This window comes from Marinomonas sp. 63XJN7_7_ISO-PGPR-S23-202 (assembly GCF_056173505.1).
In genome coordinates this window covers 989650-1003904 of record NZ_CM149677.1, presented here as the reverse complement: position 1 = coordinate 1003904, position 14255 = coordinate 989650, and the positions used below count along the sequence as shown (strand labels likewise).

Annotated in this window: 11 protein-coding genes; 7 read left to right on the top strand and 4 right to left on the bottom strand. The window is 46.0% G+C overall.

Annotated features, from left to right (window positions below):
• Window position 1 precedes the first annotated feature (1 nt).
• The 4 genes from AC0VYG_RS04540 (at window position 2) to AC0VYG_RS04525 (ending at window position 4341) form a co-directional block, all read left to right on the top strand.
• Window positions 2-1105 carry an ABC transporter ATP-binding protein gene (locus AC0VYG_RS04540; protein ID WP_475431156.1) on the top strand — a complete coding sequence of 368 codons (1104 nt, stop codon included), beginning with the start codon at window positions 2-4 and terminating at the stop codon, window positions 1103-1105.
• The gene (locus tag AC0VYG_RS04535) at window positions 1098-2528 is read left to right on the top strand and encodes a mannitol dehydrogenase family protein (protein WP_475431155.1); all 1431 of its coding nucleotides are present in this window, start codon (window positions 1098-1100) and stop codon (window positions 2526-2528) included. Before AC0VYG_RS04540 ends, AC0VYG_RS04535 begins: the two co-directional genes overlap by 8 nt.
• A gap of 83 nt (window positions 2529-2611) precedes the next feature.
• Window positions 2612-3406 carry an L-iditol 2-dehydrogenase gene (locus tag AC0VYG_RS04530; protein WP_475431154.1) on the top strand — a complete coding sequence of 265 codons (795 nt, stop codon included), beginning with the start codon at window positions 2612-2614 and terminating at the stop codon, window positions 3404-3406.
• Between the two features lie 32 nt (window positions 3407-3438).
• Window positions 3439-4341 carry a cupin domain-containing protein gene (locus AC0VYG_RS04525; protein WP_475431153.1) on the top strand — a complete coding sequence of 301 codons (903 nt, stop codon included), beginning with the start codon at window positions 3439-3441 and terminating at the stop codon, window positions 4339-4341.
• A gap of 33 nt (window positions 4342-4374) precedes the next feature.
• Here AC0VYG_RS04525 and xylB read toward each other — a convergent pair whose 3' ends face one another.
• Window positions 4375-5859, bottom strand: coding sequence for a xylulokinase (gene xylB, locus AC0VYG_RS04520; RefSeq protein ID WP_475431152.1), 1485 nt, complete (start codon window positions 5857-5859; stop codon window positions 4375-4377).
• A 365-nt stretch (window positions 5860-6224) separates the two neighbouring features.
• On the opposite strand from xylB, the gene ygfZ reads away from it, so the two are divergent.
• Complete coding sequence (ygfZ, locus tag AC0VYG_RS04515) at window positions 6225-7136, top strand: CAF17-like 4Fe-4S cluster assembly/insertion protein YgfZ (RefSeq protein WP_475431151.1); 912 nt, start codon at window positions 6225-6227, stop codon at window positions 7134-7136.
• 38 nt (window positions 7137-7174) lie between these two features.
• Here ygfZ and ung read toward each other — a convergent pair whose 3' ends face one another.
• Together ung and AC0VYG_RS04505 are read right to left on the bottom strand one after the other, a co-directional pair.
• A complete protein-coding gene (gene ung / locus AC0VYG_RS04510; protein ID WP_475431150.1) occupies window positions 7175-7849 on the bottom strand; it encodes a uracil-DNA glycosylase in 675 nt (224 codons plus the stop codon).
• Window positions 7850-7854: 5 nt separating this feature from the next.
• A complete protein-coding gene (locus AC0VYG_RS04505; RefSeq protein WP_475431149.1) occupies window positions 7855-8766 on the bottom strand; it encodes a phosphotransferase in 912 nt (303 codons plus the stop codon).
• A gap of 91 nt (window positions 8767-8857) precedes the next feature.
• Between AC0VYG_RS04505 and hexR the strand changes: the two genes are divergently transcribed.
• Window positions 8858-9727 carry a transcriptional regulator HexR gene (gene hexR, locus AC0VYG_RS04500; protein WP_475431148.1) on the top strand — a complete coding sequence of 290 codons (870 nt, stop codon included), beginning with the start codon at window positions 8858-8860 and terminating at the stop codon, window positions 9725-9727.
• A gap of 475 nt (window positions 9728-10202) precedes the next feature.
• A complete protein-coding gene (gene putP / locus AC0VYG_RS04495; RefSeq protein WP_199477762.1) occupies window positions 10203-11702 on the top strand; it encodes a sodium/proline symporter PutP in 1500 nt (499 codons plus the stop codon).
• Between the two features lie 351 nt (window positions 11703-12053).
• On the opposite strand, the gene edd is transcribed toward putP, so the two are convergent.
• Window positions 12054-13868 (bottom strand): phosphogluconate dehydratase, encoded by a 1815-nt coding sequence (edd, locus tag AC0VYG_RS04490; RefSeq protein WP_475431147.1) that lies wholly within the window; start codon window positions 13866-13868, stop codon window positions 12054-12056.
• Window positions 13869-14255: the final 387 nt, after the last annotated feature.

The window sequence follows — 14255 nt, the reverse complement described above, 5'->3', positions numbered from 1 at the left end:
CATGAGTTATTTAACAATTAATCAATTACAAAAACATTATGATAACTACCATGCTCTGCGCGGCATCAACCTGTCCATTGAGGAAGGTGAGTTTATCGTCTTTGTTGGCCCATCTGGCTGTGGTAAATCCACCCTATTGCGCACCATCGCAGGTCTTGAAACCAGTAGCAGCGGGGAGATCAATCTTGATGGTCAGGAAATTAGCGAACTGGCACCTGCCAAACGGGATCTAGCCATGGTGTTCCAGTCCTATGCGCTTTATCCACATATGACAGTGAAAGAGAATTTGTCATTCGCTCTGCGACTAGCCAAAGCACCACAATCAGAAATAGATGAAAAAGTCCGCATTGCTTCCACCTCCCTGCAACTGGACACCCTGTTGGAACGAAAACCCAAAGAACTCTCCGGTGGTCAACGCCAGCGGGTAGCCATTGGTCGAGCCATCGTGCGCCAACCAAAAGTGTTTTTATTTGATGAGCCACTTTCTAACCTAGATGCCGCCCTTCGAGTACAGATGCGCCTAGAACTGGCTCGCCTGCACAAACAACTGGGCACCACCATGATTTACGTCACCCATGATCAGGTGGAAGCCATGACCTTGGCGGACCGTGTTGTCATTCTCAACGCGGGACAAATCGAGCAAGTCGGCACGCCACTAGAACTGTACCGTCAACCTAAAAGTCGTTTTGTGGCCGAATTCATCGGTACGCCAAAAATGAACCTAATACCTATCGATCAGATAGACAACCAAGGAGACCGTCTAGCACTGAGTGTCGGCGGTGGTAAAACCAGCTTCCCTGTCTCTCGCCTTCAAGAAGACATCAATACCAATAGCACATTAGGGATTCGCCCAGAACATCTCACCCTAGTAGACAGTGATGGGGATTTATCCGGCCATGTAGAACTGATCGAACACCTAGGCTCTGAAGCCTACGCCCACGTGCGCCTCAGCAATCAGCAGAGAATCATCGTTAAGGCCGCCGCACGTAGCAGAATCAAGGACGAACAACAGGTTCACATCAACATCGACACCGACGAAATTATTCTACTCAACGACAGTGATCGCGTTATTTCCATGATCGCTGAGGAGACAGTTTATGACTAATTACCTCAATCCCAGCAAACATCAGGCCCAATTGTCTAGCCAGCCTTATCAAAGGGATGAGATTCAACCAGGCATAGTACATGTTGGAGTGGGAGCATTTCACCGTGCTCACCAAGCCGTTTACCTTGACCGTTTACTGGCTGAGCCTGAAGGCAAACAATGGGGGCTTATTGGCGTCAATATTCGTCCTCAGGACAGTGCCAGTTTCGCCCGTTTTATGCAGCAAAAGGGCGAGTATGTTCTGAAGACGATGGATCCTAAAGGCGGCACCGAATACCGACATATCCGCTCCATCGTGCACCAGATTGACGGTGCGCAAGTACCACAGGAAGTCGACAAGGCTATTGCAGATGCCAGCATCCAAATTGTCAGCTCTACGGTGACGGAGGGCGGGTATTATCTGGATGAAAACCAAGTCCTGCTAAAAGATCATCCAGCCATCCAAGCAGACATCGAAGGGGGCAGAAATACTCTCTACGCCTTCTTGTATGCCGGGCTTAAAAAACGCAGCGAAACCTCAAAAGCCAAAATTACTCTCTTGTGCTGCGATAATTTGCGCCATAACGGTAAACATTTGCAGACAGGTTTGATGCAATTTTTAGCCGCTAAACAAGACCATGCTTTGATCCAATGGATCAAAGACAATGTGACCTTCCCTTGTGCTATGGTGGATCGCATCACCCCCAAGCCTAGTCAAATTCATGTGAAAGACGTACAAGAGCGCTTTGGCATGAACGATCAAATGACCGTAATGGGGGAAGATTTTATTCAATGGGTGATTGAAGACAATTTTGCCGGTGAACGTCCTCCTTTGGAAAAAGTTGGCGTACAAATGGTCGATAAAGTCGACCCCTATGAAGAAGCTAAGATTCGTATTCTCAATGCTGGCCACACCTGCGTCACCTATCAAGCGGCGCTGAAAGGGTTAACCTATTTTGATGAAGCCATGCGGGACGCCGAGTTAAAACAATATTTCACTGATTTTGCCAATCAGGATGCCATTCCAGCCATCGGTGACTCTATTGTCGATCTGCCCAACTACTTCAGCATCATTGCTGCCCGCTTCAGTAATGCCAATATCGGCGACACAGTGGAACGCATCTGTACCGATGGTTATGCCAAATACCCTATTTTTGTCTATCCGTCTTTGGCAGGTATCTACAAACTGAATCGTGTTCCTCATAAAACCCTACAGGGGATTGCAGGTTGGTTTGTGTTTTTCCAAAAAGCCGCCGCAGGCCAAATAGAGACGCCTTATCACGAGCCCAATCTCGATGCCATGAAAGCGTTCACCAATGACGAAGCCGGCATTAAAGCCTTCACCCATGATCGATTCCTATGGGGCAACCTCCCTGAGGACTACCCAGACTTTCCAGACCACTTGGCTCAGGCAATCCGAGAAATGCAAGTAAAATACGTTTGATTACCATCACTGATTAACAATTAGGTATACTGCCCTAACGCTGTATGCCTAATCTAACAATAACAATACAAGGAAATATCAACATGGCCACCAGCAACCATGACCTGACCAACAAAATAGCCCTCATAACCGGTGCCGCCGGAGGTATTGGTCTCGCTATTGCACAAACCTATCTTGAGAATGGCGCCAAAGTGATCCTCAGTGATTACCCTAAATCTGAACCAGAGCCCATTGCACAAGTTCTGACAAAATACCCAAACCAATCCCGCTATATTGGGGCAGATGTAAGCAACCTTGAAGCGATTGATCAACTCGTCGACAACTGTATCAGCACATTCGGACAAATCGATATCTTGGTCAATAATGCCGCCGTATTTGATTTAGCGCCGATTTTAGACGCTTCGGAAGAAAGCTTTGACCGTATTTTTGCGATTAACGTTAAAGGCATGTTTTTCACGATGCAAAAAATCGCCCAAACCATGGTAGAAAAACACATTCCAGGTAAGATTATTAATCTGGCCTCTCAGGCTGGACGCCGGGGCGAAGCGCTGGTCAGTCACTACTGCGCCAGTAAAGCCGCCGTGATCAGTTACACCCAGTCTGCCGCGTTGGCTTTGGCGCCCCATAAAATCAATGTTAACGCCATTTCCCCCGGCGTAATCGACACGCCCATGTGGAAAGAGGTCGACAAGCTGTTTGCAAAATACGAAGATCTAGAAATAGGTGAAAAGAAAATTGCTGTCGGTAAAGCTGTCCCCTTAGGTTACATGGGCAAACCCGAAGAAGTGGCATCTCTGGCTCTGTTTTTGGCCTCATCCGGAGCCGATTATATTACCGCACAAACCTATAATGTTGATGGTGGCAATGTCATGAGCTAATCGTTAAACATTAAGTTTGTTAGGAGTTTTTTATGTCTAAAACAGTAAAACGAAATACTCCCGAATACGAATTAGTGGAAGGTGAAGTCGAAACCATACGCTACTTAGAACACGGCTACCCCAGCGATTTAATTCGCTGGCACGCCCATGATGACTACGAGCTGCACTTTATTGTCGCCACGTCCGGCAAAGTCTTCGTCGGTGACTACATTGGCAACTACAAACCGGGTCAGTTAATTCTCACTGGACCCCGCTTGCCCCATAATTGGATCTGCCAGAGCAACGAACCACCGACCGATACGAGGGACATGGTGATACGCTTTGACCATGAATCCTTTGCTCAAGGCATGAAAATCATCCCAGAACTGTCTGAAGTACTTCCCATGCTGCTACGGGCCAAATCCGGCCTGGAGTTTAAGGGAGAGGATCCTGATTACTTGAAGACAACCTTTGCCGCCATCCGAGACGCCAGTGGTTTGGAACGCCTCATCCTCACACTCCCCCTATTGAAAAAACTGTCCCAGAGCCAGAACTATCGCCTGCTTTCTACGGTACAGATAGACTTAAAATCCAATGAAAATCTGCAACGAAAAATCAATACAGTAGTGGATTATGTCACTCAACATTACAATCAGGATATTTGTCTGTCAGACGCCTCTAACTTAGTCAGCATGTCTGACAGCCACTTTTCGCGTTTCTTTCGCAAAGCAACCGGAAACCGCTTTACGGAATTTTTAAACCGAGTACGCATCAGCCGAGCGTGCAATTTACTCACAGAAACCGATCAACAAATTGTCGACATTTGCTTTCAGGTGGGATTTAAGAACGTTGCCAATTTCAACCGTCGATTTCACGAGCTAAAAGGCGTCACCCCTAGGGACTTTCGCAGCCAAAGCAGTAACCGTTTGGGACAGTATAGCGAGACAGTATTTTAGTTCTGGCTATAAGCCCCAAACTCTCGTTATAAACTATAAAGCCGCCAGAGCATGATTTAGCTCTTTAGTTGCCGCGAAGAACGCCTGATACAAAGCGTATTTGTCCTGATAATAATCGGACAGTTGAGTATTTGGCTGATGGCTAGCCAGCACCTCGGGCAAAGCACAATATTGAGAGATAAGCGCCTCAATCTCCCCACCTGCCTGTCGTTTTTCCCCCAACAAAGCCAATCTTGCAGCGCCAAGCCCAGGCCCAACATCGCCACCATCTCGGTAAATCACCCGTTTATTCAATACATTTGCCAATATTTGTCGCCATAAAGAAGAACGAGCGCCGCCACCAATTAACGACAAATCGTTCACCTCACTCCCAGCGCGAGACAAAGCATTTTGACAATCCAATAGAGAAAAAGCGACGCCTTCGAGCACCGCTAGGGTCATATCCGGTAGATCAGTACTATTACGTAAACCAATAAATTGCCCCTGAGCATCCGGATCATTGTGGGGCGTGCGTTCGCCACTTAGATAAGGCAGGAAGATCACCGATGTTTGTTTCTTACCAGACCGTTCAAGCGCCTCAAGCAAAGAGGACACGGAATCATCTACCAACTTAGCCAACCAAGAGAGAGAATTAGCCGCACTCAAGGTAACCCCCATTTGGTGCCAACGATTTGGTAGAGCATGACAGAACGCATGCACCGTATTGTCAGGGTTGGCTTTATGGCTCTCGCTCACCACAAAATACACACCAGAAGTGCCCAAAGACAACAACCCTTGACCAGCATGGGTCACCCCCATGCCCACAGCTCCGGCGGCATTATCACCGCCACCCGCGACAACAGGAAGCTTTGGCAATCCTAATTGCTTACTCGCCTTATCGGACACATGACCAATCACATCGCATCCTTCAAAAACGGTAGGCATATTCGCTTGCGTTAAGCCCGTTGCCGCCAATAACTCATCATCCCATTGCCGTGTAGCAGGGTTCAACCAAAGGGTCCCCGCCGCATCAGAGCAATCCGTCGATAAGACTCCTGTAAGTCGATAAACGAGATAATCTTTCGGCAGTAAAACGTAGGCGATTTGGGCAAAAATCTCAGGTTCATGTTCTCTCACCCACTGCACTTTAGGGGCGGTAAAACCAGGCATTGCCAAATTACCTGAACGCTCAGTTAATGAGGGATAATTCGCCATCAGCGCGCTACATTGTGCCTGACTGCGGCCATCGTTCCACAATATACATGGACGCAAGACGTCACCCTGTTTATCCAACAAGGTCGCTCCGTGCATTTGTCCGGATATACCAATGGCTTTTAATTGCCCAAGATCGACCCGCTGCCCCAGCAGGCCTAACACATCAATACAGGCTTGCCACCAAGACAATGGATCTTGTTCTGACCATGTTGGGTGTGGGCTGTTGACCGATAAAGAGACGGATTCTTGTGCGACGACATCGCCCTTATCGTCAATCATCACGCCTTTTAAACCTGACGTACCAAGATCAAGACCTAAATACATAGTTTTCTTTCTCATTCATCGACGCGACTGGCGTCTTTATTTTTATTATTACGCTTGAGAGCCTTTCAAAAAATCACGTGGAAGACTAAGACAAGCAGCTTGCAATGATCTCATATTGAAAAGTCTACTCCCTAACGTCAATAGTATTTCGTTAACTTGCGGCTTTCGTACCAAAATTCAATAAAAATCATCAACTAATGGCGTATACCCTATACCTTCACTCGCCATTTACATGGTAATAAATCTTATTTATAACAGACTTCCCTATTGAAAAAAGCCTCCATTAGCGCCATGTTAGAGGCATCAAACTGTGGTGCTAGCCACCGTTGCCGATCGTCACCGCCAACTATCATGGAAAAACGTTTATGACTGCTTTATCCACCTTTGCCGACACCATGCTCTCTCAAGACGTCATTGCGCATCAGCAACAAATTGGTGTGCTTCAAGTCAGTGGGGGCGATGGCAAAAAATTTCTACAGGGGCAAATCACCTGTGATATGAACAAATTGACAACATCTCAGAGTCTCTATGGGGCGGTTTGCAGCATCAAAGGCCGCATCATTGCGAATTTTTTAGTGATTCAACAGGATGAACAAATTCTTTTATTAATGTCGAAGGATTTGCTAGAAAAGACACTCACGCACCTGAAAAAATACGCGGTTTTTTTTAAAGTAGAATTAGCGGATGCCTCTGACGCTTATCGCGTCACCAGCGTCCAAACTCATGCAACCAGCACGCAACCAGAACAATTAACCGAAATATTACCAACTCAAGCAGACCATAGCGCCATGCGTCTTACCTTGAGTGAGTACCCAGTTCGTACCGACTGGCTGGTTGAACCCGCACAAAATACTTCTCTAGAAGAGCAAAACCAGCAATATGCGGATGTCCTAAACCTCTTGATAGCGCGGCCATTGATTCGTGCCGAGCAAAGTGAAGACATACTTCCTCAATGGCTCAACATGCAACGCACTGGTGGCATTAGTTTTACCAAAGGCTGTTACACGGGACAAGAGATCGTCGCGCGCATGCAATACCGTGGGAAGTCCAAAAAGCAACTTGCCCTCTTTCGCTGGCAAGGGGGACCGACCGCTGAGTCAAACCTGACCGATCTGGGTGACAAAGTAGTGGGACAGCTTTTTGCCCAAGCAAGCAGTGACGATTGGTCTGTTGCTCAAGTCATTCTCAACATTGAGCCAGAAGAATTGTCCGCCCCAAAACTGGGAGACACGTCAGTAGAGCCGCTAGCGCTCCCTTATACATTAGATAAACGCTAGCCTACACGTTTCTTAGATAATCACACAGACAGCTCGTCTTACACCGGATCCAGTGCCCAGTTAATGGGCGCTTTTCCGGTCTGTGTTAAATAGTGATTGGCCTGTGAGAAATGGCGACAGCCTAAAAAGCCACGGTGGGCAGATAAAGGCGATGGGTGAACACTTTCCAGAACACAGTGTTTTTGCCTGTCTATATAGCGCCCTTTCTTTTGTGCATAGGCTCCCCATAGCAAAAACACGACCCCTTGATGTTCTTGATTGATCATTTCGATGATCTTATCGGTAAAACGCTCCCAGCCTTTATTTTGATGGGAACCGGCTTTACCCGCCTCAACCGTCAATACGCTATTAAGCAGTAAGACGCCTTGTTTCGCCCATTGACTTAAATAGCCATGCCCTGCTGGGGCAATCCCCAAATCTGCTTGCAGCTCTTTGTAGATATTCAGGAGGGAAGGTGGAATTCTCACGCCAGGTTTCACGGAGAAAGACAAGCCATGGGCTTGCCCCTCTCCGTGGTACGGGTCCTGTCCTAAAATCACCACTTTAATCTGTTCAAAGGGGGTTTCGTTGAGCGCATTAAAACAATCGTTCGAATGTGGGTAGATAACTTTTCTCTGCTGTTTTTCACTCTTTAGAAAATCACGCAAAGCCTGCATGTAATCCTGCTCGAATTCATTGGCTAATCGAGCCTGCCAGGCGGGGGTTAAATTCATATAAACTACTCTATGATTATCTTATTGACATCGCCATGTTGATCGATAAAAGGATTCAAAGATGGCATGGCTTTAAACTCGTAATAATACGCTAAAGATTGCACATCGTCCCGAGAGGAAACATGTTTTAATAACAGCCAAGCCATTTCTCGCAAAGAATACGCTTTACTGTAAAGAGCGAGTTTACCCAGCGTTTCTTCCTCGTCCAAATTATTATCATAGCTGCGAATAAGTAATCTTTGCTGTGCCTCATTGAGATTATGTGATTTTGCCACTACCGCCAAATCAAATAAAGGCTCCCCCATGCCCGTATATTCCCAATCAATCAGCCAAATTTTTTCATCATTTATTAATACATTTTTGGGATTCAAGTCATTATGGCACACCACAGGCTCACTACTTGAGGCAACACGGGGTAAACTGGAAAAGATCGTCTGCAAGTACGCCCACTCTGCCTTCAGTTCAGAGTCAGGTGATATAAAAGAATCGATGGATTGCAGGTATTGCTCAATCAAACGATAAATACAGAAAGCGTGGTCTACGCTAGGTAAACGATGAGCTTGGCTCAAAGCCTGGGCAATTCTCACTACATTACTTGAGGAATGCGCCACATCCCAGCTCAACGAAGGCTGCACAACAAACCGACAAGCAAAGGCGCCATCTGTATCATGCCACAACACGGGAGGCGATACGCCCGCCTGAGAAGCGGCAAGCAAAACGGCCATTTCACTTTGCCGATCAATACCAAAAACCGCTCCATCCAGTTCCGGCACCCGCAGCACAATACGAGGCGCCTTATTCCAATCTAAGCGATACACTTTATTAGAAAACCCCTCCTCAAACTCCACGACTTTAATTTTATTAAATTCGGGGAGAATATTAGCCATTTTATCGAAATAGGCTGTTAAATGGACCATTTTAAATCCTTTTTATTGCCAGAATTGGAAGTCGCTGTCAGAATGAGTTATTAAACTATCCGAGTCAATAGACAACTTTGAAGCAGAATTAATGAATAAACACGAAGACATTATTCGTAAGATCCAAGAACGACTAAGCACTTTGAGTAAATCCGAAAGAAAAGTTGCCGAGGCCATTCTTGCTGATCCGAAAACGACCATCCATTCGAGTATTGCAAAATTAGCCTCTAGAGCAGAAGTCAGTGAGCCAACGGTAAATCGATTCTGTCGCAGTTTAATCGGTAGCGGTTTCCCAGACTTTAAAGTCTCACTCGCTCAGAGTTTGGCGACCGGTACCCCTTATGTGAATCTGAACGTTGAGCCAGACGATGCACCAGGTGCGGTGACGACGAAAATTTTTGAAGCCGCTAAAAACAACCTGACGCGTGCTCAAGAGATTTTACCAGAGAGCTTAATCAGCCGAGCCGTCGATGTTCTTGCCCAAGCAAGACGCATTGAGTTTTATGGTTTAGGCGCATCCGGCCCTGTGGCCAAAGACGCTCACCATAAGTTCTTCCGTTTAAATATGCCCGTTGTCGCCTACACAGACATTCTCGTGCAACGTATGGCAGCGGCTGGAGCCCATTCTGGGGACGCTATTGTGGTGATCTCCTACACAGGACGGACGCTTCCTTTGATCGAAACCGCACGGGTGGCAAGAGCGACAGGGGCATCCGTTATCGGTATCACCAATCCAGGCTCACCGTTAACAGAACACTGTTCCATCGTTTTACCTATTGAAGAAACAGAAGATACGGACATTTATACTCCTATGAGTTCCCGTATTGTCTATCTCACCTTGATCGATGCCTTAGCGACAGGTGTGCTACTTAAACGTGGGCCTGAATTCAATGCTCACCTTAAAAAGCTCAAGCAGAGCGTGCAAGATACTCGTCTGCCAAAAACAGACAAAAATAAGTAACCTGTCACAGAGCGCGCCTCCCAGATAAAGCGTCATCAAGCGATGGCGCTTTATCCATTTCCTTAAACACAGCCCCTCCAATACAGGCAGACGCCCTTCACATACACAAAACAGACAGTGTGCTGACAAAATAAAGTTACCTTTCTCACCACAAAACGAGTTTGTTGCAATTTTGCCGGATTTTTTTGAAAGATTATCAAAGAACACCCACCTAGAATCTCCGGTCAACCTTTGAAACATGTTAGAAATCGTCATTAAAAGACATCTTTAAGTGGCTTTTTTTACATTACTCAAAGACGGTTCATTCTAATAAATACATAAACGATGATAACAAGGTGATGCTTTCGAATGAGTTTTCACTCATCAGAAACGGCTTTTTGCATAACAACCAACGCGAAGCGTTGTCGGGAACATCAGTGAAAACAGTACTGATTTAAAAGCACATCACAACGACTTATCAAAACTGGGGACAACAATGATTGAGAATAGTAGCTACGCGATAGGCTTTACCTTTTTAGCTTATCTTATCGTCATGCTAGCCATCGGGCTTTACGCTTACAAACTGACATCAAGTTCTGAAGATTACTTTCTAGGTGGTCGCTCGTTAGGCCCTTGGCCGACCGCTCTTTCCGCTGGCGCCTCCGACATGAGTGGTTGGTTGCTGCTAGGTTTGCCTGGCTATGCATTTGCATCCGGTATGGAATCCATTTGGCTTGCCGCTGGCTTATTTGTTGGTACATGGCTAAATTGGTTAATCTGTGCAAAACGTCTACGTACATACAGCATTCAAGCGGACAACGCCCTTACACTGCCGGATTTTCTTGCCAAACGCTTCCAAGATAAATCCAGATTGATCCAGTCTATCTCAGCGATCTTTATCTTACTCTTCTTCTTGTTCTATACCAGCTCTGGCTTAGTGGCTGGCGGTAAATTATTTGAAACCGTATTTGGTGTAGACTACCGCTATGCGGTCATCATTGGCACCATCTGTGTAGTATCTTACACACTGTTTGGTGGCTTCCTAGCCGTCGCTTGGACAGACTTAGTTCAAGGTCTGATGATGTCTGCTGCCTTGGTAATTGTTCCGATTGTCGCCATTCAGGGTGGTGTTTCTGAGCTAACATCAACACTTGAAGCCAAAAACCCAGAGCTTCTAACGATTTGGCATAATGTGAGTGGCGAACCCTTAACGGCCATCGGCATTATTTCACTACTGGCTTGGGGTCTTGGCTACTTTGGTCAGCCTCATATATTGGCACGTTTCAAAGCATCCCGTTCTAATAAAGACATCAAAACAGCACGCCGCATTGCTGTTACTTGGACGGCTCTATCAATGGCGGGCGCGTTAGCCATCGGCTTAACCGGCATCGTCTATGTGGATAACAACTTAGGTGGCCAGTTAGCCGATCCTGAGAAAATCTTCATGATTCTAGTTCACGCCGTGTTCCATCCTGTGGTAGCAGGTATTCTGTTGGCCGCCATCCTAGCTGCCATCATGAGTACAGCGGACTCCCAGCTCTTAGTGTCCTCTTCCGCTTTAGCAGAAGATTTCTACAAACAGCTGTTAAATAAAGACGCCACACAGAAACAAATTGTGAATGTAGGCCGTTTTGCTGTTCTGTTGATCTCTATTATCGCAATGGTGTTGGCATTAAATCCTAATAGCTCTGTACTCGGTCTAGTGTCTTATGCCTGGGCAGGCTTTGGTGCGGCATTCGGTCCAGCCATCCTATTGAGCCTATTCTGGCGTAACATGAACCGCAACGGCGCCTTGGCAGGCATCATTGTTGGGGGCCTGACCATCGTTGTTTGGAAACAGTTACACGGTGGCATTTTCGATCTTTACGAAATTGTACCTGGTTTCCTATTTTCAACCATCGCCATTGTTGTCTTTAGTTTAATAGGTGGTGCTCCAGAGAAGAAAGTGACCGACACCTTCGACGAGTACGAAAAATCTCTAGAAACCATGGCTTGATGATTAATCCAACCGCCATTACTAGGTTTAAAGCCAAAAAACCAGATCAACTTAGTTGATCTGGTTTTTTTTATGTGATGCTGCCACCACTTCCTCTAGTCTAAAAGCAAACAACACCACTCACCTCTAAAAGAGTAAGTTATACCATCTTACTGATAAGCAATGATGTCGTTAGGCGCCTATTATAGACACCCGATACAAATTACCCCCGTCCGCTATGACTCGTAGATTGGCTTTTTTAGCATAAAAAAAAGGCTTGCAAAGCAAGCCCTAAACACCATTACTAACAAACGTTAGTAGTCAGAGGAAACGCGAATGATCAACTCTCAGCTGATCATTTAAAATAAAGCATTATTCATTAAAAAGCGTACAAGCCCCTTGCTCTGCACCACTTACCAGTAGACGATGAGCACTGAACAATTCACGCCCCATGCCTTGATGAGAGTCAGACAAATCGAAGTCTTCAGGCTCTCGTGCATTCAGCTCTTCATCGCTAATCAAGACCGACAACGTGCCTTCTACCGCATCCAAGCGGATAAGATCGCCTTCTTTAATCTTCGCAATAAGCCCACCCGCTAACGCTTCAGGTGTCAGATGGATCGCCGCTGGCACCTTACCAGACGCCCCAGACATACGACCGTCTGTTACCAATGCCACTTTGTAGCCTTGATCCTGAAGATTACTTAAGAAAGGCGTTAATTTATGCAACTCAGGCATGCCGATGGCTTTTGGCCCTTGAAAACGCACCACGGCTACACAGTCACGTTTTAGCTTACCGCTGGAAATGGCATCGGCTAATTCATATTGACTGTGGAAAACCGCCGCTGGCGCTTCAATAATACGGTTCTCTTCTTTTACCGCAGACACCTTGATCACAGCACGACCCAGATTCCCTTTAAGCAGAGACAAACCACCTTCTTTGCTGAATGGGTCTTCAATAGGACGAATGACATTTAAATCCAAACTTGCTTCTGGGCCATCGCGCCATACCAATTGACCATTGTCGATAAATGGCTCTTTGGTGTAATGCTGCAAACCTTTCCCAACGATGGTATTCACCTCTTCATGCAGCAATCCACCTTTTAGCAATTGCTTAACCAAATACGCCATGCCACCAGCGGCGTGGAAATGGTTAATATCGGCTTGACCATTTGGGTAAATACGCGTCAATAATGGCACCACTTTAGACAGGGCTGAAAAATCATCCCAAGTGACAATAATGCCAGCAGCACGAGCGTAGGCAACGATGTGCATAGTGTGGTTAGTGGAACCACCTGTCGCTAATAGCCCCACAATGGCATTAACAATACTGCGCTCATCGATAATCTCGTAAAGAGGACGGTAGTCGCGTCCCAACGCCGTGGATTTTGTTGCCAACTGAGCAGTATATTTGGTTAATTCAGCACGTAGTGGCTCATCAGGATTCACAAAAGAGGAACCAGGCAGTTGCAGCCCCATCATTTCGACCAACAGTTGGTTAGAGTTGGCCGTACCATAAAAAGTACAAGTCCCGGCACTGTGATAAGAAGCGGATTCGGCTTCAAGCAACTCTTTACGAGTCGCCTCACCTTGAGCGTAGCGCTGACGTATCGCCGATTTTTCTGCATTGGTGATACCCGAACGCATTGGGCCCGCTGGTACAAACAAAGCAGGAAGATGACCGAAGCGCAGCGCGGCAATTAATAACCCTGGAACAATTTTGTCACAAATACCAAGGTACAAAGCCGCATCGAACATATTATGAGACAACGCAATTGCCGCCCCTTGTGCGATGTTATCTCGGCTGAAAAGACTCAGCTCCATGCCATCCTGCCCTTGTGTCACACCATCACACATGGCGGGAACACCACCAGCGACCTGGGCAACCGAGCCCATTTCTTGAACGGCTTTACGAATTTGATCTGGATAGCTTTCGTATGGCTGATGAGCAGACAACATGTCGTTATAAGAAGTTACGATGCCAATATTCGCTTCTTCCATTAACGTTAGCTTTTGCTTGTCAGTAGGCTGGCATGCGGCAAAACCATGAGCCAAGTTACCACAGGACAATTTACCTCGATGAGGTCCTTGTTCTTGGGCTTTTTTCATGTCGGATAAGTATTGTGAACGCAATGCTTTACTGCGCTCAATGATGGTCTCAGTTACTTTCGTAACGATAGAATTCATGCTTCTCTCCGGTTTTGCAACAGTCTTTATTCAACTGACGTGAAAATATTTTATGTAATATTACTACATTTTCCAAAGATTTCACCTTAAATTTACGGTTAAATCTTCAAAAATCAAGAATTATGTAATTTTTTTACCAAAAAGGCTCACGCAAAGCCAGATTTTGTTTTAAAATAGCCTTCCTTGGTAACATTTTTAATATACGCTTTGTGCTATAACATGACCAATGTTTATTTTTTGAGCAAAATATAGGACTAACGCAGCACTGTCCTTGCTTCAAAATCCTGTTGTGTAGTATTTTTACGTAAAACAACGCATTCCTCCATGTATTCTTAACTACAATCTAGTAAGGATACAAATGGACTTCCACTATATTTAGAGGTGAGT

Excerpts from the sequence above, each read along its gene's own strand:
- AC0VYG_RS04540 (WP_475431156.1), top strand. The coding sequence starts at position 2 with ATGAGTTATTTAACAATTAATCAATTACAAAAACATTATGATAACTAC.
- AC0VYG_RS04535 (WP_475431155.1), top strand. The coding sequence starts at position 1,098 with ATGACTAATTACCTCAATCCCAGCAAACATCAGGCCCAATTGTCTAGC.
- AC0VYG_RS04530 (WP_475431154.1), top strand. The coding sequence starts at position 2,612 with ATGGCCACCAGCAACCATGACCTGACCAACAAAATAGCCCTCATAACC.
- AC0VYG_RS04525 (WP_475431153.1), top strand. The coding sequence starts at position 3,439 with ATGTCTAAAACAGTAAAACGAAATACTCCCGAATACGAATTAGTGGAA.
- xylB (WP_475431152.1), bottom strand. The coding sequence starts at position 5,859 with ATGTATTTAGGTCTTGATCTTGGTACGTCAGGTTTAAAAGGCGTGATG.
- ygfZ (WP_475431151.1), top strand. The coding sequence starts at position 6,225 with ATGACTGCTTTATCCACCTTTGCCGACACCATGCTCTCTCAAGACGTC.
- ung (WP_475431150.1), bottom strand. The coding sequence starts at position 7,849 with ATGAATTTAACCCCCGCCTGGCAGGCTCGATTAGCCAATGAATTCGAG.
- AC0VYG_RS04505 (WP_475431149.1), bottom strand. The coding sequence starts at position 8,766 with ATGGTCCATTTAACAGCCTATTTCGATAAAATGGCTAATATTCTCCCC.
- hexR (WP_475431148.1), top strand. The coding sequence starts at position 8,858 with ATGAATAAACACGAAGACATTATTCGTAAGATCCAAGAACGACTAAGC.
- putP (WP_199477762.1), top strand. The coding sequence starts at position 10,203 with ATGATTGAGAATAGTAGCTACGCGATAGGCTTTACCTTTTTAGCTTAT.
- edd (WP_475431147.1), bottom strand. The coding sequence starts at position 13,868 with ATGAATTCTATCGTTACGAAAGTAACTGAGACCATCATTGAGCGCAGT.